The organism is Aliikangiella litoralis (genome assembly GCF_052495765.1).
The window spans coordinates 2,041,283-2,060,512 of sequence record NZ_CP199292.1; the positions used below are offsets into that span (position 1 = coordinate 2,041,283).

Genomic DNA, 19,230 nt, shown 5'->3' on the forward strand with positions numbered 1-19,230 from the left:
TTATTAATGAGCTTTAAACCATTTTATCCTATCTATCGTCTTTATCATTAGAGACATTAAAACCACGAGCATAGAGAGCTTTATTTGCAGACAACAATATCAAAGACTCATTCATCTGCTTTAATGGTTAGTTGGGTTAACGCCGCCCAATCAGGTGATAAGCTGTCTTTCGAAAAGCTATATCAGGAAACCTATCGCCGTTTGTATTTATTCTGCTTAAGGATGACAAACTCAAAGGAAAATGCTGAAGAGGCCGTTCAGGAGACTTATATTAAAGCCTGGCTTGCGTTGGCTCAATATCGTAATGAAGGTGACTTTTATTATTGGCTGAGACAAATCGCTTCAAGAGTGGTGATTGATAAGCTTAGATTAAAAGAATCTCAAATTTGGCAGAATAGTAGTGAGTTAGATATTAATTATCCAGCCACTACTAATGAGCTAGATAAAAAGATAGATTTAGAAAAGTTGATTGCATTATTGCCGGAGGGAGCTAGAACAGTCTTGATATTATATGATATTGAAGGATTTGCTCACAAGGAAATTGCACAATTAACAGGTATAGCTATTGGTACTTCAAAGGCCCAGCTTTCTAGAGCCAGAACTTTGTTGAGGACACAGTTGAGTGTCTCAAAGTTGGCTTCTAAACAGGAGGATAAATGAAAGAGGACTCCGTTACACCTTTAGATAAGGAAAAACAATTAGCAGCAGCACTTGCTGCTTTGCCTAAAGAGGCGTCGCCTTCAAGAGATTTGTGGCCTGAAATAGAAGCTGAGTTAACCGCACCTGTCACTCCTGTAACAAAGGCTTACAAGTCGCGTTGGATTCCTATTGCGATGGCGGCTAGTTTATTGATTAGTTTTGCTGCTTTGTGGATGAGTTGGAGCTACTTTGAGGATGCCAAGCAACTTTATGCAACCAACCATCAGTTAAAGGCTGACAGTAAAGAAAGAAATATTCAGGCGCAAATAAAATCAATGGAGCATGAATACAGTTTGGCAAAATCAGCATTATTAGCGCAAATTGGGATGAATTCTGCGCATACAGAGCGAAACCTACTGGCTGATGTAAAGAGCAACCTGATCATTATTGAACAGGCGACTCAAGCGTTAAAAAGTGCCATTATGCAGCAGCCAGAAGATCCTGCTTTAATCAAGTTACTGAATGCAACTTACCAACAAGAACTTGTGGTATTGACGAAATTAGCAAAGCTAAACCAAGGTTCTTAGACAAAACGATTGATAAAGAAGTGTGAGGAATAATTTATGAGAAAGTTTATAGCATTATTATTATTGAGTATCAGTTTTAATGCATTGGCAGGGGAAAAAGTTGATAAAACAATTGATGCTGAAGCAGATGGTACTGTTGAAATACACAATGTCAGGGGAAAAGTCGTCATTACCGGTTGGGAGAATAATCAAGTGAAGGTTTCTGGAACACTTGATGATCTTGCCGAAGAGTTTATTTTTGAACGTAAAGGTAGCAAAACTAAAATTAAAGTTAAATTACCGCGTAATTCAAGCCATCACAGCCGCGACGGTTCAAAGCTAAAAATTATGGTGCCAACCCGCTCAAAAGTGAGCTTTTCTGGTGTAGCAACCGATTTAGAAGCTGATTTAATTCGTGGTGGTATTGATGTTAATTCTGTAAGCGGAGATATTAAAATTAATAATACTCAAGAGCGGACTTATATTAATAGTGTGAGCGGAGATTTAGTTTTAAGGGATCTGATCGGTCGTTTAGAAGTATCTACGGTCAGTGGGGATTTAGATGCCATTGTGAATTGTGAAAAAGTGAATATTAGCGGTGTTTCAGCTGAGTTGAAAGTTAAGCTACAAAAGATAGAGTCGGCTAATGTTTCTAATGTGTCGGGCGATACTCATGTATATGGGCGATTAATCTCTGATGGTGAAGTCAGGTTAAGTAGTGTTTCAGGAGAAGCTATTTATTATGTTGATGGCGAGTTAGATGCCAAAGTTAATATTGAAACTGCGCCTGGGGGAGAGATTATCAACCAATATTCAGATGATAAACCGGTGAGCTCTTTTATTAACTCTCATCGCTTAAAGTTTACTGCTGGTGGCGGCAACGGAGTCTTGAATATGTCAACCGTTAGTGGTGATATCGGATTGAAGAAAGGTAAACAGCAAATCGCTAAATAATAGGCTTGAGATAAAAGGACTTATTTTTGAGTTTGCTGGTAAGAAAAGCAGGAGCATTTTTATTGAACTTGTGGTCTTATCAGTTATGCTAAAATAGTTAAGCTTGCTTTTGTTATTATTCAGGAATTCAAGTGTCAGGTATTTGGGAAGAGGTTAAAGGCCGCAAAATCTTTAGAGTGGCTACAATTTACGCTGCAATTGCCTGGGGAGTTATCCAGATTGCAGATGTTTTGTTACCTGTGCTAGGTATTAGCAGCTGGGTGATGTCGTCTATGGTGTTACTTGCTTTTTCCGGTTTTCCTGTGGCGTTAATTATTGGCTGGATGCTTGATTTGAAAATTGAGCGCCGAAAATTAGCAGAAGCAGATAATCAATCAGAACAAATTGTTAAACAAAGTCTTCGTTCAAGAATTGCAGAGTTTGCCGTGATTAGCCTGTTTGGGCTAGGTGCTGCCTATTTATATTACAATAGCGTGAGTGGGCCTGTACAAGCGAATATTGCCCCAGTAGCCAATATCGATAATTTAGTTGAACCGCTTAACGTACAAAAAACCATTGCTGTTTTACCTTTTGCTAACTTTAGTGATTCAGTTCAGGATGAGTTTTTTGCCGATGGTTTATCTGAAGAATTATTGAATGTGCTTGCTCGCAACAAAAAGTTAAGAGTTGCTGCGAGAACATCTTCTTTTCAATATAAAAAGACAAATATTAATGTTAAAACAATTGCTGAAGAATTAGGTGTTCAGTATGTTTTAGAGGGAAGTGTACGCCGTTCGGGTGATTTAATCAGAATCACGACTCAATTGATTAATGCAGAACAAGACGTTCATATCTTCTCAAAATCATGGGATAGAAATTCAACTAACGTGTTTAAAGTACAAGATGAAATTGCACAGTCTGTGATGGATGAGCTTAAGGTGAGTTTGCTTGGTGAAAACAAAGAAAGCTTATCTGAGATTGGTACTCAAAATATTGCCGCTTTTGCTGATTATTCTCGCGGATTGTCGTTATTGCGTAATAGAACTAAAAGCGATTTTGAAGAGGCAATTATCAATTTTACGAGTGCTTTGGATAAAGATCCTGACTATGCCGAGGCTATGGTCATGTTAGCACAAACTTATTTATTGCAATCAAGTTATGGACTCATCAAATCAGAATTGGCTCATCGTCAGGCGCAACCATTGTTAGAGAAAGCTTATGTCGTTAATCCTAAATTAGGTGCTGTGCATGCAGTTAAAGGTTTATTGCATTGGCAATTAGCCAATCAAAAGGAAGAGAAAAAACAGCAATTAGAGATAGCTAAAGGTTATTTGGCTAAGGCTATTGATATAAATCCTTCATTAGCTGAGGCTTACATGTGGTATGGCTCGATATTACAAAACCAAGGACGCTTTTTAGAGGGGGCTAAGCTGAGGCAAAAAGCATTTGAGATTGATCCTCAAGCTGCTGTTGTAGGTTATAACCGGGCTAAAGACTTGGTTCGTTATGGTGATTATAAGCAAGCAATGGATGTGTTTAACACCGTAGTTCGTAACAATCCCAACTACCCAAATGCTTATACAATTGCCGGTGACGTCAGTTACGCAGTGGGCCAGCTAGATCAGGCTTATAGCATGTATCATCGATTGGCTGAACTCAGCGATGATGATACTAGCTGGTTGATTAATGCCAGTCGATTATATATCCCTATGGGGGAGTTTGTTTTAGCACAGCAGAGTATTACTCGATTAACTCAATCATCAATGAAAGAATATCCCGAAAAGTATAATTGGCTACAGGCTAGTGTTTGGATTGCCAGTAATGATTTGAAAGCTTTTTACCAGTGGACATCCGGTTTTGCAGAAGATACGGATCATTGGGGGCAACGTTTATGGCGCGGGTTTGCTGCGCTAAAACAAGAAAAGTGGAAGTTAGCTGTTGATGATTTGAGCAAGGCACTATTGTTGAGTCGAAAAGATAATCAACAACGTGTTGACGAACATACCATTAGAATTCAATTATTTCTTGCGAGGGCTTATATTGGTTTAGGTAATCGTTTGAAGTTTGAACATTACTTATCACAAGTGTTAGCAGAGTTTGAACATCTCAAACAGCAAGGGTTTGACTCTCAGGTGTTGCGTTACCAGCAAGCGGCATATGCTGCCCTACATGGTGAAAACGATAAAGCACTAAAATTACTTCGACAGTCAGTACAAGAAGGTTTTGTTGATTTTTGGTGGGCTGAAACTGATCCGGCATTTTATCAAATAAAATCTGATCCTGTTTTTATTTCGATTAAAGATGAATTCAAGATCCGCATTCGTTTGATGAAAAATAATATTGAAACTCAGTTTGGAAAATTGGCGCTGAATGATTAGTGCTAGTTTAGCTAACCTCAACTCTGGATAAGGAAATTCAAAATAATTAATAGAATCATTTTTATTTTCAATGACTTAAAACCCAATTAAATTGAATTGCTGTTTCCACTTGAGTTCAGTGTGGCTATTTTTGTGGATATCAAGGCAAGTGACTGCCGCAATAGCGAGCTATTGCAAAGGCGCTTAACGCTGAAAGCCGCAAAAATAGACGCTCTGATGATTTTTCTTATCCAGAGCTGAGGTTAGCTAGTCTATGGCTTTATTTTAAAAGGTCATTTTATGTTTATTGTTGTTGCTGGTTAGGTTCGAACTATCATTATCTAAGCTGTGTATTTCGAGCTGTGTATTTCGAGCGTAAGGATATAATATCCACAATCCTTTACATAAATAGTTACCTGTCTTTTGGCCATATGAGCTGCTGTTAACAGAGAAAACTGCTCTTTAAAATTAGGGGCGCTCGTATCAAGCTGTAGCATTCCATCTGTGTTACCCTGGCAACCTAAATCGGGCGTACTTATTTTCAGTTTTACGTAAATGTTGTTTTCAGGTTGTACGGTGATGAACTCAATATCGGCAGGACCTACCCAAGTTGGAGACTCTGTTGAAAAAGCACTGCTATAACTACAAGTAAAAACCAAAAGAGCGAGTAAAGTTAATTTAATTAATTTTATGTTTGTCCTTAAACCGAATTAAAACTATGTGCATAAAAAAGCCAAGTATAACTTGGCTTTTTGAGTATTCAGCAATATTACTATGATATTGTTGTTAATACTAAAATGCAGGTTTTTCAGGTGATTCATCATAACGGTTAACGCTGTCAGTAATTTCTTTTTTAGCTTCTGCTGAATCGCCCCATCCGTCAATACGAACCCATTTACCTGACTCTAAATCTTTGTAGTGCTCAAAGAAATGTTGGATTTGGTTGAGTAATAACTCAGGCATATCGGAAGTTTCGTTAACGCCTTGGTATATTGGGGTGAGTTTTCTGACAGGAACGGCAAGAATTTTGGCATCGGTACCAGACTCATCGGTCATTTTTAACACACCAATAGGACGACATTTGATTACCGAGCCTGCTAAAAGCGGAAAAGGTGTAGGAACAAGCACATCAACTGGATCACCATCTTCCGATAAAGTATGAGGAACGTAACCATAGTTAGTTGGGTAGTGCATACAAGTGGCCATGAAACGGTCAACAAAGATGGCTCCAGAGTCCTTATCCACTTCGTATTTCACTGGATCTGCGTGTGCTGGTATTTCGATAATAACATTTATTTCTTCAGGTAAGTTGTTACCTGCGGGTACTTTACTTAGGCTCATTAGTAATACTTGTATCTAGATATTAGAATTTGGGCGCGTATTATAACGATACTGCACCGCAAAATAAACTCTTCAGAAAAAATAAATAAATACATTAAAAATCAAAAGGTTAAAATAACTTTGTTTCCTTTGTTTACCTGCTTAGAGTTTATTGTTATACAGAGTCATTAGTTTTCCTAAGTTCCTCGTGCAAGTCGGTACTTTGAAAAACTTCTACCTATGGCAGTCGGGCTACCGGAAAACACTCGCTTTTGTTTTACGATCCCTGCCATGCAGTTGGTTCGCCCGTTAGTAAGCTTAATTTTCTTTGTTTTTCGAAATAAAAAATTGTATTGCTAACTTATGAACATTAATTTTTAGCTCGTTAAGTTAGCTGAGAAGTCTTTTTAACTGTGGGGAGAAGTAATGATCGATCTTGTTTTATTACCGCCGATTTTTGGCGTAGTTGGGCTGTTAGTCGCCTTGGTAATTTATCTGTTTATCCAAAAGTATTCCGGTGGTGAAGGTAAAACCGCAAAAATAGCAAAAGATATCCATGATGGCGCTATGGTTTTCATGCGCCGAGAATACACAATTTTAGGTGGTTTTTTGGTTGTTTTAACGGTTTTACTTTTTATTGGTTTTGGCTCTTGGCATACACCTACCGCTTTTGTTGTTGGAGCATTAAGTTCTGCTATTGCTGGTTATATTGGTATGCATACGGCGACCAATGCCAATGTAAGAACAACTGTTGCGGCTGCTGAAAGCGGCGCTGCTTCTGCACTAACTGTGGCATTTTATGGTGGCTCAGTAATGGGACTAGCGGTAGCTTCCATGGGGCTATTAGGTTTAGGGGGAATGTACTACGTTTTTGGAGGTAATCCTGAACATGCTGAAGCCATTCATGGTTTTGGTATGGGAGGCTCTGTGGTTGCGTTATTTTCTCGTGTAGGCGGCGGAATTTTTACTAAAAGTGCGGATGTTGGTGCTGATTTGGTTGGCAAGATTGAAGCGGGAATTCCAGAAGATGATCCACGAAACCCTGGTGTTATCGCCGATAACGTAGGCGATAATGTTGGCGATGTGGCTGGTATGGGATCTGATATATTTGAATCTTATTGTGGCTCTATGATTGCGACTATTGCCATTGCTTCTACTATGGCTGGAGCAACCGTGACAGCACTCACTGGTGGAGATAGCCGAGAACATCTGATGTTTTTACCACTAGCCTTAGCTTCTGTGGGCTTGATTTGTTCGATCATTGGTATCGTGATTGTTAAAGTGGCATCGGGGGCTGAGCCAGCAAAAGCGCTTAGGTCTGGCACTTTGGGAGCAACTATATTATTAATAGCCGCAGCATATGTCATTATAAGTTGGTTGGGACTCAGTATTAATATCTGGTTTTGTGTCATTTGTGGGGCAGTGGGCGGTAGTATCATTGGTCTGGTGACGGAATATTATACGGGCGGTAAACCCGTGCAAGATTTGGCCAGAGAAGGTGAAACCGGGCCTGCGACTGTTATGATTGCTGGGCTGGCAGTTGGTATGGAGTCAGTGGTTATTCCTGTATTAACAATTGCAGCAATTATTTTTGCAAGTTCACAGTTACTTGAAGGGGCTGGTGTTTACGGAGTAGGAATTGGTGCTGTTGGCATGTTAGCAACGGTCGGTATAACAATGGCAATTGATGCTTATGGGCCTGTTGCTGATAATGCCGGTGGTATTGCTGAGATGGCTGAGCTTGGTGAAGAGGTGCGTGAAATTACCGATGGTTTAGATGAGGTTGGAAATACAACGGCTGCAATTGGAAAAGGTTTTGCAATTGGTGCGGCTGGACTTGCGGCTTTGGCTATTATTGCTGCCTATATTGAAACGGTTTCACAAAATATTGAAGGTTTTAAATTAGAAATCAATGATCCCTTGGTATTAATGGGAATGTTTATTGGTGGTATTTTTCCGTTTCTTGTTTCTGCGATTACAATGAGAGCGGTTGGTAGTGCTGCTTTTGATATGATTAAAGAAATACGAAGGCAGTTTAAAGAGATCCCTGGTTTATTAGAGGGCAATGCAGAGCCTGATAATGCTAAATGTGTTGATATTGCTACTCAGGCCGCGTTAAAGAAAATGATGCTGCCCGGAGCTTTAGCTGTTGCTGCGCCTGCGGTGGTTGGTTTTTTATTAGGCGCTGAAGCTTTAGGTGGTATGTTAGCTGGGGCTCTAATTACATGTGTTTTGCTGGCATTAACGATGGCAAATGCTGGCGGTGCTTGGGATAATGCTAAAAAGTATGTTGAAAAAGGAAATTTGGGTGGAAAAGGATCTGATGTTCATAAAGCAGTAGTTGTTGGAGATACTGTGGGAGATCCTTTCAAAGATACTTCTGGGCCCGCGATGAATATTTTAATCAATGTGATGGCGATTGTCAGTTTAGTGATAGCACCACTTTTGTCTTAGTTTTTATCTCTGTTTATAGGGCTCTTTTAGAGCCCTTACTCTCTATGTTATTAATAATTCACATTATTTCAGAATTTTTGCCATACTTCTTACTATGTATTACTTAATGGAAAGTGCTATTGGCTGTAACTGTGTATTGTTTTTATTGCGCGTGGTTAATATCAAACGAGAATGGTCAATGGAGAACTAGAAGTGCTAGGGATAATAAATTGAATATTTTTAGTTAGGGTCTATTACTCGTGAGTCAGATTAGCTGCGAAGCTTTTAATGAATTAGATGATGAAATAAAACATGAGTTTTATGAAGATGTATTGGCCGCAATTAAAGATATTAATGAGTGTGCAGGTATTCTAGAAGCCGGGGCCGATGAGGAGGTTATCGATCGGATGTTTCGCTCGCTACATACCGTTAAGGGTAACTGCAATATGGTATTTTTAACCGAATTTGTAGATGCCAGTCATAAGTTAGAAGACTTATTTTCCGATATTCGCAAGGGTGATATTGAGTATCACGATACTTATGGAAAGTTTGCTGTCGCTGTAATCGGTTTAATTGAAGCTCAGTTAGTTTCAATTATTGAAACTGGAATTGCCGACGGAACTATCTTAAAAAAAATTCAATGTTTGATTGATACCATAGAAAATACTCAGCAAGAGCAACGTTTACAAATTACTGAAAAAGCAATTATTGCTATCCAAGATAGTCATTTTAATTTGGAGTTAGTTGCTATTGACCATGAACATGGAAGAGCGTTTAGTTTTTTAGATGCGACTGATTTGGAATTTTTTCAATTTATTTCTGATCAACAAATCAATGTAGATGTAGAGCAGCATTTATTTTTGACTATTTGCGAAACACTTGTGATTAAATTAAATGAAAAACTTGGACACTCCATAGAAGAGCAACAGCTTAAAGTAGCAGTTATTTTTATTGCATTATCAAAACGCTTATCGAGTAATAATGAACTTAGTGTAGAGCAAATATTTTTTGCATCTGGTTTATTGTCCAGAATGGCTGGTTGGAGTATTGCTGCGGAAGTGACACTACAAGTTATGGAGAGTTTTGATGGCTCTGGCTCACCGCTTGGTTTAAGTGGTAATGATATATTACCTGCGGCTCAAGCGCTTTCATTGGCGATTGAGTTTACTTATATTGTGCTTGATAACCAACAAAGTGGATATAAACAAGCTTTATTCAGTGCAGTAAAAACGATTAATGCTCAAAAAGACAAACGCTATAAATCCCGATTAATTGAACGCTTTAATCAGGTTATCAAAAGTGATTATCTAACAGTTCAAATGTGGTGAATACTCTCGCGAAGTTTTTATTGAATTAATTTAACCCCATATAATTAATGTTCCGTTTGTAACTACTGCAAACACAATAAATCAAAAGGGTGGTTGAATATGAATAAATTAGTAGCATTTGGATTAGCTTGCGTTTTCTCTTTTTTTCTTTTTGTTTTAATGAATTTTTTAATTGATAATGAAGTGCAGGCTGTGACGCCTGAACCTAATGGTACTATCACATTTGCAACAATTCCTAAGGATAAAAAAGCAACAACCATTGCGAGAAAACCACTAAAAAAATTACCTAAGTTAGAAAAGCCCGTAAAGCAACCTCCGTTGATTACTACAGAGCCAACACCTACAAAACCTAAACCCCCACGTGTTGCGATAAGACCCGAATTAGGAGACTCTAAAGTAGGGCTGAGTGATGGAGTTGGGGGACCTTCTTTAATTGGTGAATATGACGGTGTTACTGATGGTAATTTAGCGCCACTTGTTAGAATTGAGCCACAGTACCCAAGAGTTGCTGCGTTAAATGAAATAGAAGGTTATGTGACTTTAACTTATGATGTTGATGAAGAAGGACGGGCGATTAATATAAAAATTGTTGATGCTAAGCCTAAAGGATATTTTGAAAAAGTTTCTAGAAAAGCATTACGTAAATGGAAGTTTAAACCTCAAGAAGAGGATGGGGAAAAAGTAGCTGTTTTAGGACAACAGGTAACCTTAACTTTTCAAATGGAAGGTGAGCAGTAAAAGATAAAAAGTTAATAGGAATAATTGTTTAGACTAACCGTTATTCTGAATGGATCTCCACTGCAGGTAACGGAATTAATAGCGATGTTAAATGCTATTAATTCCGTTTTTTCTTTCTGATGTTATTTGTCTTGTCTAATACCTGATGTTAAATGCTAAATTGAGTTTTTAATTTTTTAGGTACTAATTGATTTTTTAACGTGACATATTGAGGAAGGCCATTTTTATAAGGCGGATACGATTCACCTTTAATTAATGGTAGTAAATAATTTCTACATTCTTCTGTTATATGTAAGCCATCTTTTGAAATAAAGCTTCTGGGCATCATTTTTTCAACATTAGCAACTGCCGATAATGGTGCTTCGCCTATGGTCCAACGATAAGTTTTAGTGTTTTTTCTCACAATGGTTGGCATGACTGCATTTTTTCCACTGATTGCCAGTTCAACTGCTGCTTTTCCCATAGCATAGGCTTGTTCAACATCGGTTTCTGATGCAATGTGTCTAGCTGCTCTTTGTAAATAATCAGCGACGGCCCAGTGGTACTTATATCCCAATTCTTCTTTTACCATTTGGGCAACTACAGGAGCAACTCCACCAAGCTGTTTATGGCCAAATGCGTCAACAGAGCCGGCATCGGCTAAGAATGTTCCATCCTTATAGTGGGCACCTTCTGAAACAACAATTGCACAGTAGCCGAATTTTTTCACACAATGGTTAACTTTTTTCAAAAACCGCTCTTTATTAAAGGCAATTTCAGGAAAAAGAATAATGTGTGGGGCATCACCTTCTTTTTCGGCAGCAAGACCACCTGCTGCGGCAATCCAACCAGCATGGCGTCCCATGACTTCCATAACAAATACTTTCGTTGAGGTTTTAGCCATCGAAGCGACATCAAAACCAGCCTCACGAATAGAAACTGCAACATATTTTGCGACACTGCCAAAGCCTGGGCAGTTATCTGTGATGGGCAAGTCGTTATCGACGGTTTTAGGCACGCCTATACAGGTAATTGGGTAGCCAAGTGTTTCACTTAGTTGCGATACTTTATTGGCTGTATCCATTGAGTCTCCACCACCGTTATAAAAGAAGTAGCCAATATTATGGGCTTTAAATACTTCAATCAATCGCTCATATTCAGCTCGGTTTTCTTCTAAACTTTTGAGTTTATATCGGCAAGAACCAAATGCCCCTGAAGGAGTGTGTTTCAATGCGGCAATGTCTTTTTTCGACTCTTTACTGGTGTCGATTAGTTCTTCAGTTAAAGCGCCAATTATGCCATTGCGCCCAGCATAGACTTTTCCTATTTTGTCTTTGTGTTGTCTAGCTGTTTCAATTAAACCACAAGCGGATGCATTAATAACCGCTGTAACGCCGCCAGATTGAGCATAAAAAGCGTTTTGTTTCTTTTTTTGTGCCATTGAAGAAACTCCAAATTGAGAGATGTGTAAGTGAATTAACTAATTGGCGCATTATAAAGCAAATTAAGATATGAATAGGAGTCTTTTATTGGTTTTGTTATTCGAAAAATCATTACAATACAAAAATGGCTAGGTAATGATTCGGCTTAATTGAATAAACTAGTGCGTATGCCGTTCCGTGTTACAATTGGCCAACGATTAGGATAATTATTTCAATTTAGGTGATAAGTTTTATGCATCTGCATATTCTAGGTATTTGCGGTACTTTTATGGGCGGGATAGCACGTCTTGCCATTCAAAAAGGTTATCAGGTTACTGGTTCTGACAAAAATTGCTACCCTCCGATGAGTACACAGCTAGAGTCTCTTGGAGTAGGTATTCATCAAGGTTTTGATGCTGAGCAACTCGATTCGAAGCCCGATTGCGTGGTGGTTGGTAATGCCATGAGCCGTGGGCTTGATGTGATCGAAGCTCTGCTGAATTCGAATCAGAATTATCGCTCTGGGCCTCAATGGCTGAATGAAAATATATTACATGATAAATGGGTTATCGCTGTTGCTGGTACACATGGTAAGACTTCTACAGCCAGCATGGTAACCTGGATCTTAGAAGCAACAGGGTATAATCCTGGTTTTTTAATTGGTGGTGTATTAGAAAATTTTGGAATGTCAGCGCGTTATACCGATTCTCCCTTTTTTGTCGTTGAAGCGGATGAATATGATACGGCATTTTTTGATAAGCGTTCAAAATTTGTTCACTATCGAGCGAGAACCTGTATTTTAAATAATCTAGAGTTTGATCATGCGGATATATTTAAGGATCTTGAGGCAATTGAAACACAATTCCATCATTTGGTCAGAACGGTACCGAGTCATGGCTTATTAATAAAACCGAAACGCTCAGATGCTCTTGAACGTGTGATTGCTAAAGGCTGTTGGACGGAGACACAGTCATTTTCCTCTGCTCCAGAAGACTTAAATGCTAACTTGTCAGATTGGCAAGCGGTGAAACGTGAAGCTGATGGTAGTGTTTGTGATATTTATTTTGCTGGTGAACTAAAAGGGGAATTAAACTGGCAATTGATTGGTGATCATAATGTTGATAATGCACTTGCGGCAATTGCTGCAGCTCATCATGTTGGCGTTACCTGCGAAGATGCAATTAAAGCATTGGCAAGTTTTAAAAACGTTAAGCGTCGAATGGAATTGAAAGGTGTAGTCAATGAAATAAAAGTTTATGATGATTTTGCTCATCATCCAACCGCAATAAAAATGACACTACAGGGCTTGCGTAATAAAGTTGGAGAAAAAAGAATATTAGGCGTGGTTGATTTACGTTCTAATACTATGAAAATGGGGGGACACAAAGATACCCTGATGGATGCAGTGATTAATGCCGATTTATGTGTTTTTCATTCGCCCGATGCAATAGATTGGCAGTTTGATTTTTCTCGATTAGATAATCGTATTGATTTACCTTCACCGGAAGCAATTGTGGATTATTTAGTTGATGTTGCACAATCAGGAGATTGTATATTAATTATGAGTAATGGTGGGTTTGGTGATATTCATAATAAGCTGTTACAAGCTTTAACTCAAAAGTGGAAGTAGCTATGGCAACAAAACGAAGAATTAGTTTTGGTATCACTGGAGCTTCAGGTGCACTTTATGCCCTAAACTTACTGAAGAATCTCACTGGTTATTATGACGAAATTCACTTGATGATTACAGATGCGGCACGCATTGTTTTAGCAACAGAAGTTGCGCTCAGTTTGCCAGAGTCTCCGAAAAAGTCTCAAGCAATTTTAACTGATTATTGCGGTTGTTCTGAAAAACTCATCCAGGTTTACAGCAAAGAAAACTGGTATTCTCCAGTTGCCAGTGGTTCGGCCGCACCTAAGCAAATGGTTATTTGCCCTGCAAGTATGGGGTGTGTTTCTGCTATTGCAACAGGCGCAAGTAATACGTTACTTGAAAGAGCGGCGGATGTTGTTATTAAAGAAAGAGGACAATTAATTTTATTACCGAGAGAAATGCCATTTTCAACTATTCATTTAAAAAACCTGCTCACTCTCAGTGAAGCGGGTGTTACAATTATGCCTGCTGCGCCAGGCTATTATGGTAAGCCAAAAACAATAGATGATTTAGCTGATTTTGTCAGTGCGAGAATTTTAAATCATTTAGGAATTGATAATATATTGAACAACCCTTGGGGTTACAATTGTTAATGGTTATTAAAGACCTTTGAAGTTTTTACGTTAAAAATTCTCCTTGGAACAATAATGAAAAAAAAAGCGATAGAGATAAAAAATTTAGAAAAGGTTTATAAAAATGGAGTTCAGGCATTAAAAGGAATTTCATTTGAAGTCGAAGAAGGTGATTTCATTGCATTGTTAGGCCCTAATGGGGCCGGTAAGTCGACAACCATTGGCATTATTTCTTCTTTAGTCAATAAAAGTGCTGGTCAGGTAGAAGTTTTTGGACATTCTATTGATAAAGATTTAGAAGCCGCTAAGCGCTGTATAGGGTTAGTGCCACAAGAATTTAACTTTTCTCAGTTTGAAACATGTTTGCAGATTGTTGTAAATCAAGCTGGCTATTATGGTGTGCCCAGAAAAATTGCCTATCAAAGAGCTGAAGAAGTACTTAAACAGCTTTCTTTGTGGGATAAAAGAAATACACCATCAAGAGAATTGTCCGGTGGTATGAAACGACGACTAATGATTGCCAGAGCACTAATTCATCATCCTAAAATACTGATTCTTGATGAGCCAACCGCTGGTGTTGATATTGAAATTAGACGCAGTATGTGGGATTTTTTAACTCAACTAAATGAGCAGGGGACAACTATTGTTTTAACAACGCATTATTTAGAAGAAGCGGAACAGTTGTGTCGTAATATTGCCATAATTAACCAAGGCTTGATTGTTGAAAATTGTAGTATGAAAGCTCTGATTAGTCGTTTAGATTTAGAAACTTTTATTCTTGATGTTGAGCAAGTTCCTGATACCTTTCCTGATATTGAAAATGTTTGCTTTCGTCAGAGAGATAACTCGACGATTGAAGTTGATGTACCTAGAGAAGTTGCACTGAACCTGGTTTTTGATTGGTTGTCTAGTCATCAAGTCAAGGTGTTAAGTATGCGCAACAAATCTAACCGTCTTGAAGAACTTTTTGTACAATTAACCGAATAATATTATTGGAAGTTTATTCATGTTTAACCGACAAGCACTCGTTGCATTACAAAGTATTATGGTTAAAGAAGTTAGCCGCTATTTTAGAATATGGGTTCAAACTTTACTGCCACCAGCTATTACCATGAGTTTATATTTTGTTATTTTTGGACAGTTAATAGGCTCTAGAATTGGTGAAATGGGAGGTGTTAGTTATATTGAGTATATTACGCCGGGTATTATCATGATGTCTGTGATTACAAACTCTTATTCTAATGTGGTGAGTTCATTTTTTAGTGCTAAGTTTCAGCGAAGCATTGAAGAAATGCTGGTTTCTCCTGTTCCGACATTGTTTATCTTGTTAGGATTCATTTTTGGTGGAGTTAGTCGGGGGTTAATCACAGGTGTAATTGTCACTATTGTGGCTTCTCAGTTTGTTGATATTAATATTAGTAATTGGGCTGTCTTATTTTTTGTTGTTTTTATGACTTCAATGCTATTTGCTACAGGGGGCTTAGTTAACGCGATATTTGCTAAGAAATTTGATGATATATCAATAGTTCCAACTTTTATATTAACGCCATTAACTTATCTGGGGGGCGTGTTTTATTCGATTAAATTACTTCCCGAGTTTTGGCAAAATATTTCTCTTTTCAATCCTATTTTGTATATGGTGAATGCTTTCCGTTATGGTTTTTTAGGTTTCTCTGATATCAATATTAATCATGCTTTGATATTAATTACTTTATTTATAGTTTCATTATTCTCACTCGCTTATTACTTACTACAAAAAGGAATTGGTATACGTTCATAAGCCATGTCTGTAGTTAGTTCTTTTGAGTAAAGTAGTTAATGCAATCTTGAATTTCTGGGAGAAAAAATAATTCTCCTTGTTGTGGGAAGCAAGAAACATTAATGAGTTGATTATCCCATTTGAAATTTAATTGGTGAGCGTGTAAGTAAGTTCTGTCGGCTTGGCAGCTTGAGTATCTTTGATCGCCTAAAATTGGAGCTCCGAGTGATTTAAGAGCTACTCTTATTTGGTGGGTTTTTCCTGTTTGGGGTTTGAGCCAGAAAAAACGTTTTCCCGGTATTAGGGAGCATGAGTCGAATAATGTAATTGCAGGGTTATTTCTACTGGTGGTTAATTTCCAATTACCATCTCTGACTTTTTTCATATCACCGATTACTTTCCCCTGTTTTTTCTTTGGCTTTTTATTGGAGATAGCAAAGTAAATCTTACTCATTTTTTTATCTAGAAATAATTGGTTAAATTGATTGGCGGCAGCTTTATTTTTTGCAAAAATAAGCAATCCAGAGGTTATTTTGTCTATTCTGTGAACAGGCCAAAGTTGAGAGCCAATTGCTTGCGACATTAAAGAGGCAACTCCCAGTTCTCCATCATTATTATGAAATGAAGCATTAATCGGCTTGTTAATAATGATAAAGTCATTATGGTCGTACACGGTTTTGAAAGGCATAAGCAAATTAGGCAATGAACCAAATGGTTAACTTAAATCAGCCCAAACACTTTGGCAAACTTATTTAGTTTTTAATGCCTAAAAAGAGCTGAATCTTATTTATTAAGAGGTGTAAGTGCCAGCAAAGAACAAAAATTATACATTTTTCATTGATGCTTGTAGAAACAATAATACTATTGTTAATTCTCTTTTTGCGATATATATTGATTTTTTTCAAAGCTGAGATAGAGCTCTTGAAGGTGGTTTATTGAATTGATTGGTATTTAACTAGGGTAATATTTGTTCTAAAGTGGTACTTTTGATGATAAATAAGCATGATTTTTTGAGGCAGCGTTCATTTTATTACTCATAAAAAACATAGATTCGCTTGAAGTGTTAACTATGACCGTATTTTATTAAAATTATATCTATTTAATGCGGATTTTGAGTAATACGATTTGTCTCTTTGTAATATTTAGATATAATTCCTTCAATAAAAGAACTTGAATTCTATGTGATTTATATAATAATGAGGAAATGGATGCATACTTTGACGGACAGGCTAGTTGGGCTGATACGGAAATTTAAGGGAGTCATAATTTATGGCGTTAGTATTGATTGTAGATGATGACCCTCAAATGTTGAGGTTATTAACCGATGTTGTTGAGTTAGATAATCATGACGTTTTATTAGCTCAAGATGGTGCTTTGGCCCTAGAATACTTTGATTATCACGCACCAGACTTGATGATTACAGATATTCTTATGCCCAATAAAGAAGGGCTAGAGCTAATCTCTGAGACTCGCGAAAAGTTCCCTAAAGTCAAAATCATCGCTTATTCAGGGGGAGGATCCTCTGATCCTGAGAGTTACCTTGAATTTGCTATTGGTATGGGGGCCGATAAGGTTTTTACTAAACCAATGCCATTAGGCGATTTAAGAAAAGAAATTCAGTTGTTATTGGAAGAGTCTTAAATTTTTTAGTACAAACTTCCCATAAAAAAAGCGCTTTCAGGCGCTTTTTTTATGGAAAATGTCCGCAATTTTACAGAGCGATGGTAAACCAAAATTGACTACCTTTACCTGATTCGCTGATAACATCTATTTCTCCGCCCATTAATTCAGTGAGCTGGTGTGATACTATTAAGCGTAATCTTCCCGCAAAACTGCTATTGGTTAATTTGGTAGTTTGCTCGAGCGAAGCAAATAAATCTTTCTGGGCTTCTTGCGGTATACCAACACCTGTATCTTTTACCGTAAAGCGAAGCATTTTTCCCATTTCGTTGTTGACAATATCAGCATACAGGCTAACTTCTCCCACTTTAGTAAAGCGAATCGCATTACCTAATAAGTTTCTGAGTATTTGTTTTACTCTAAATAGATCGGCTGTAACTTCATTTGGAACTTCTGGGTCGGTACTGGCTTGTAAAGAAAGCCCTTTATCATTTGCATAATGAGACAGTTCAGAAGACAGTTGATCAACGAGCTCTCTGACACTAAATGTGGTCTTTGACAATTTTAGCATGCCCGCATCCAGTTTAGAAAAGTCGAGTATGTTGTTTAAGTTGTCAACAAGCGTGCGTGTTGAACGTTTAGCAATATTTAGTAGTTGTTTAGGCTCTGCTTCGAATTGATACTCAGAGAGCAATTTAAGCATACTAACGACAGACTTCATTGGTGTGGTTATCTCATCTCCCATACGAGATAAAAATTCTGACTTTAGTTTAGGCGCGGCAAAGGCGCTATCTCGTTCTGATTTTAATGAAGTGACTTTATTTTTTAATCGACGTTCATTTTCTTGGAGCTTTTTAATATCTAAACTTAATGCTTTTTTCTCTTTCATGAGTTGTTCAAGTCGTATTCGAATTGATTGAGAAATTTCAATAATTTCTTGACTATGACTTAAATTCTGAAGGGTTGCTAAGCGGCTGAGTTGCTCTGTAACGGGGAGTTGAATATCTATAGTGTCATTAAGCAACTTAGTCGACTTATTTAATTTTTCTAGTTGTTTCCAGATAATAAATACTAATATGAAAGTGAAGATACAGCCGATTAAAATATAAAGTAAACTACCGGAAATATTTGCCTCTGGTTCCACTAGCAATACCATTTTCCAAAGAGAGGATTTTATCGCATCAGGCCAGTTAACTTCGACTAATCGATAGTCAGATAATGCGGGGGAGGTTTCAATACTTATTGCTATAGCCCTATTATTATTAATAATGGCGATAGGTACGCTGACTAACCTTTCAAATTGTTTTAAAGCTGAAGTATTTAAATAACTAATGCCGACTAATGTGCCAATAATTTCTGATTCTGCATTTTTAATTGGTATTAACGAGATAGTTGCTAGTTCACCTCGAAACACTTGTAAAACATTGACTGTTGATTTTATTTTATAAAGTTGCTGTAAAGGTTTTTTTAATTCGGCATATTGGCCACGAAGGGATGGTTTTTCAAAATAAACAACATCAGTGCTTACTGAATGAACACCTAATAAAGATATACCTGCTGCTCTATATAGTGGTCTTTGAGATTCAAGCCAAAAAGACCATTCTGATGCTGGTGCTGATTGCCAAAAATGATTATAAGAAAGTGACTCAAGAGAAATGTTAAGTGTGTTTAAATGGTTAGCTATTTTATTTTCAATTAAACGTTTATTTTCTTGGGCTTTTAGAAAGTCTTTTTCGGGAGTGAGTGGTTGTAGTGAATGAATAGTGACCAGAAGATAAGTAAATAAAGCGCCAATAATAATAACGCTGAGTATTGAAATTCTAGAAGGATTCATCGAAAGTTGCTCGTTTGATTAAGTTATTTATGATTATTATTTATATAAGAATATCAAAAGAATTCTATTTGCACCGA

At 37.5% G+C, this 19,230-nt stretch carries 16 protein-coding genes; 12 read left to right on the forward strand and 4 right to left on the reverse strand.

Going from position 1 to position 19,230, the window contains the following annotated elements; genetic code table 11:
* The first annotated feature begins 84 nt into the window (after positions 1–84).
* The 4 genes from ACT5E3_RS08505 (at position 85) to ACT5E3_RS08520 (ending at position 4,516) form a co-directional block, all read left to right on the forward strand.
* Positions 85–660, forward strand: a complete 576-nt coding sequence (locus ACT5E3_RS08505) for an RNA polymerase sigma factor (RefSeq protein ID WP_444997877.1) — start codon at positions 85–87, stop codon at positions 658–660.
* Complete coding sequence (locus tag ACT5E3_RS08510) at positions 657–1,226, forward strand: hypothetical protein (RefSeq protein WP_444997878.1); 570 nt, start codon at positions 657–659, stop codon at positions 1,224–1,226. The genes ACT5E3_RS08505 and ACT5E3_RS08510 overlap by 4 nt, the downstream gene beginning before the upstream one ends.
* A 36-nt stretch (positions 1,227–1,262) precedes the next feature.
* On the forward strand, positions 1,263–2,159 hold the full coding sequence (locus tag ACT5E3_RS08515) for a DUF4097 family beta strand repeat-containing protein (RefSeq protein ID WP_444997879.1): 897 nt from the start codon (positions 1,263–1,265) through the stop codon (positions 2,157–2,159).
* A gap of 131 nt (positions 2,160–2,290) precedes the next feature.
* The gene (locus tag ACT5E3_RS08520) at positions 2,291–4,516 is read left to right on the forward strand and encodes a TPR end-of-group domain-containing protein (RefSeq protein WP_444997880.1); all 2,226 of its coding nucleotides are present in this window, start codon (positions 2,291–2,293) and stop codon (positions 4,514–4,516) included.
* Between the two features lie 771 nt (positions 4,517–5,287).
* Here ACT5E3_RS08520 and ppa read toward each other — a convergent pair.
* On the reverse strand, positions 5,288–5,836 hold the full coding sequence (ppa, locus tag ACT5E3_RS08525; RefSeq protein WP_444997881.1) for an inorganic diphosphatase: 549 nt from the start codon (positions 5,834–5,836) through the stop codon (positions 5,288–5,290).
* Between the two features lie 405 nt (positions 5,837–6,241).
* On the opposite strand from ppa, the gene ACT5E3_RS08530 reads away from it, so the two are divergent.
* The 3 genes from ACT5E3_RS08530 to ACT5E3_RS08540 all read left to right on the forward strand — a co-directional run bounded on the left by ACT5E3_RS08530 (position 6,242) and on the right by ACT5E3_RS08540 (position 10,314).
* A complete protein-coding gene (locus ACT5E3_RS08530) occupies positions 6,242–8,269 on the forward strand; it encodes a sodium-translocating pyrophosphatase (RefSeq protein WP_444997882.1) in 2,028 nt (675 codons plus the stop codon).
* A 239-nt stretch (positions 8,270–8,508) separates the two neighbouring features.
* The gene (locus ACT5E3_RS08535) at positions 8,509–9,576 is read left to right on the forward strand and encodes an Hpt domain-containing protein (RefSeq protein WP_444997883.1); all 1,068 of its coding nucleotides are present in this window, start codon (positions 8,509–8,511) and stop codon (positions 9,574–9,576) included.
* 99 nt (positions 9,577–9,675) lie between these two features.
* Positions 9,676–10,314 (forward strand): energy transducer TonB, encoded by a 639-nt coding sequence (locus ACT5E3_RS08540; RefSeq protein ID WP_444997884.1) that lies wholly within the window; start codon positions 9,676–9,678, stop codon positions 10,312–10,314.
* Positions 10,315–10,462: 148 nt separating this feature from the next.
* On the opposite strand, the gene ACT5E3_RS08545 is transcribed toward ACT5E3_RS08540, so the two are convergent.
* Complete coding sequence (locus ACT5E3_RS08545) at positions 10,463–11,734, reverse strand: 6-phosphofructokinase (RefSeq protein WP_444997885.1); 1,272 nt, start codon at positions 11,732–11,734, stop codon at positions 10,463–10,465.
* A gap of 233 nt (positions 11,735–11,967) precedes the next feature.
* Here ACT5E3_RS08545 and mpl point away from each other — a divergent pair, with 233 nt between their 5' ends.
* The 4 genes from mpl to ACT5E3_RS08565 are packed head-to-tail and all read left to right on the forward strand — an operon-like array spanning position 11,968 to position 15,720.
* A complete protein-coding gene (mpl, locus tag ACT5E3_RS08550) occupies positions 11,968–13,344 on the forward strand; it encodes a UDP-N-acetylmuramate:L-alanyl-gamma-D-glutamyl-meso-diaminopimelate ligase (RefSeq protein WP_444997886.1) in 1,377 nt (458 codons plus the stop codon).
* A 2-nt stretch (positions 13,345–13,346) separates the two neighbouring features.
* Positions 13,347–13,961, forward strand: a complete 615-nt coding sequence (locus ACT5E3_RS08555) for a flavin prenyltransferase UbiX (protein ID WP_444997887.1) — start codon at positions 13,347–13,349, stop codon at positions 13,959–13,961.
* Between the two features lie 54 nt (positions 13,962–14,015).
* Positions 14,016–14,927, forward strand: coding sequence for an ABC transporter ATP-binding protein (locus tag ACT5E3_RS08560; RefSeq protein ID WP_444997888.1), 912 nt, complete (start codon positions 14,016–14,018; stop codon positions 14,925–14,927).
* A 19-nt stretch (positions 14,928–14,946) separates the two neighbouring features.
* Positions 14,947–15,720 carry an ABC transporter permease gene (locus ACT5E3_RS08565; RefSeq protein ID WP_444997889.1) on the forward strand — a complete coding sequence of 258 codons (774 nt, stop codon included), beginning with the start codon at positions 14,947–14,949 and terminating at the stop codon, positions 15,718–15,720.
* Positions 15,721–15,733: 13 nt separating this feature from the next.
* Here ACT5E3_RS08565 and ACT5E3_RS08570 read toward each other — a convergent pair whose 3' ends face one another.
* Positions 15,734–16,387 (reverse strand): TIGR01621 family pseudouridine synthase, encoded by a 654-nt coding sequence (locus ACT5E3_RS08570; RefSeq protein WP_444997890.1) that lies wholly within the window; start codon positions 16,385–16,387, stop codon positions 15,734–15,736.
* A 581-nt stretch (positions 16,388–16,968) separates the two neighbouring features.
* Between ACT5E3_RS08570 and ACT5E3_RS08575 the strand changes: the two genes are divergently transcribed.
* Positions 16,969–17,340: a response regulator gene (locus tag ACT5E3_RS08575; RefSeq protein ID WP_444997891.1), complete on the forward strand. Its 372-nt coding sequence runs from the start codon at positions 16,969–16,971 to the stop codon at positions 17,338–17,340.
* Positions 17,341–17,410: 70 nt separating this feature from the next.
* Here the strand turns inward: ACT5E3_RS08575 and ACT5E3_RS08580 are convergent, their stop codons facing one another.
* Positions 17,411–19,153 carry a sensor histidine kinase gene (locus ACT5E3_RS08580; protein ID WP_444997892.1) on the reverse strand — a complete coding sequence of 581 codons (1,743 nt, stop codon included), beginning with the start codon at positions 19,151–19,153 and terminating at the stop codon, positions 17,411–17,413.
* Between the last annotated feature and the right edge of the window lie 77 nt (positions 19,154–19,230).

What these genes read in the sequence shown, in the direction of transcription:
- ACT5E3_RS08510 (WP_444997878.1), top strand. Translation starts at nt 657, where the DNA reads ATGAAAGAGGACTCCGTTACACCTTTAGATAAGGAAAAACAATTAGCA.
- ACT5E3_RS08515 (WP_444997879.1), top strand. Translation starts at nt 1,263, where the DNA reads ATGAGAAAGTTTATAGCATTATTATTATTGAGTATCAGTTTTAATGCA.
- ppa (WP_444997881.1), bottom strand. Translation starts at nt 5,836, where the DNA reads ATGAGCCTAAGTAAAGTACCCGCAGGTAACAACTTACCTGAAGAAATA.
- ACT5E3_RS08530 (WP_444997882.1), top strand. Translation starts at nt 6,242, where the DNA reads ATGATCGATCTTGTTTTATTACCGCCGATTTTTGGCGTAGTTGGGCTG.
- ACT5E3_RS08540 (WP_444997884.1), top strand. Translation starts at nt 9,676, where the DNA reads ATGAATAAATTAGTAGCATTTGGATTAGCTTGCGTTTTCTCTTTTTTT.
- ACT5E3_RS08545 (WP_444997885.1), bottom strand. Translation starts at nt 11,734, where the DNA reads ATGGCACAAAAAAAGAAACAAAACGCTTTTTATGCTCAATCTGGCGGC.
- mpl (WP_444997886.1), top strand. Translation starts at nt 11,968, where the DNA reads ATGCATCTGCATATTCTAGGTATTTGCGGTACTTTTATGGGCGGGATA.
- ACT5E3_RS08555 (WP_444997887.1), top strand. Translation starts at nt 13,347, where the DNA reads ATGGCAACAAAACGAAGAATTAGTTTTGGTATCACTGGAGCTTCAGGT.
- ACT5E3_RS08560 (WP_444997888.1), top strand. Translation starts at nt 14,016, where the DNA reads ATGAAAAAAAAAGCGATAGAGATAAAAAATTTAGAAAAGGTTTATAAA.
- ACT5E3_RS08565 (WP_444997889.1), top strand. Translation starts at nt 14,947, where the DNA reads ATGTTTAACCGACAAGCACTCGTTGCATTACAAAGTATTATGGTTAAA.
- ACT5E3_RS08570 (WP_444997890.1), bottom strand. Translation starts at nt 16,387, where the DNA reads ATGCCTTTCAAAACCGTGTACGACCATAATGACTTTATCATTATTAAC.
- ACT5E3_RS08575 (WP_444997891.1), top strand. Translation starts at nt 16,969, where the DNA reads ATGGCGTTAGTATTGATTGTAGATGATGACCCTCAAATGTTGAGGTTA.
- ACT5E3_RS08580 (WP_444997892.1), bottom strand. Translation starts at nt 19,153, where the DNA reads ATGAATCCTTCTAGAATTTCAATACTCAGCGTTATTATTATTGGCGCT.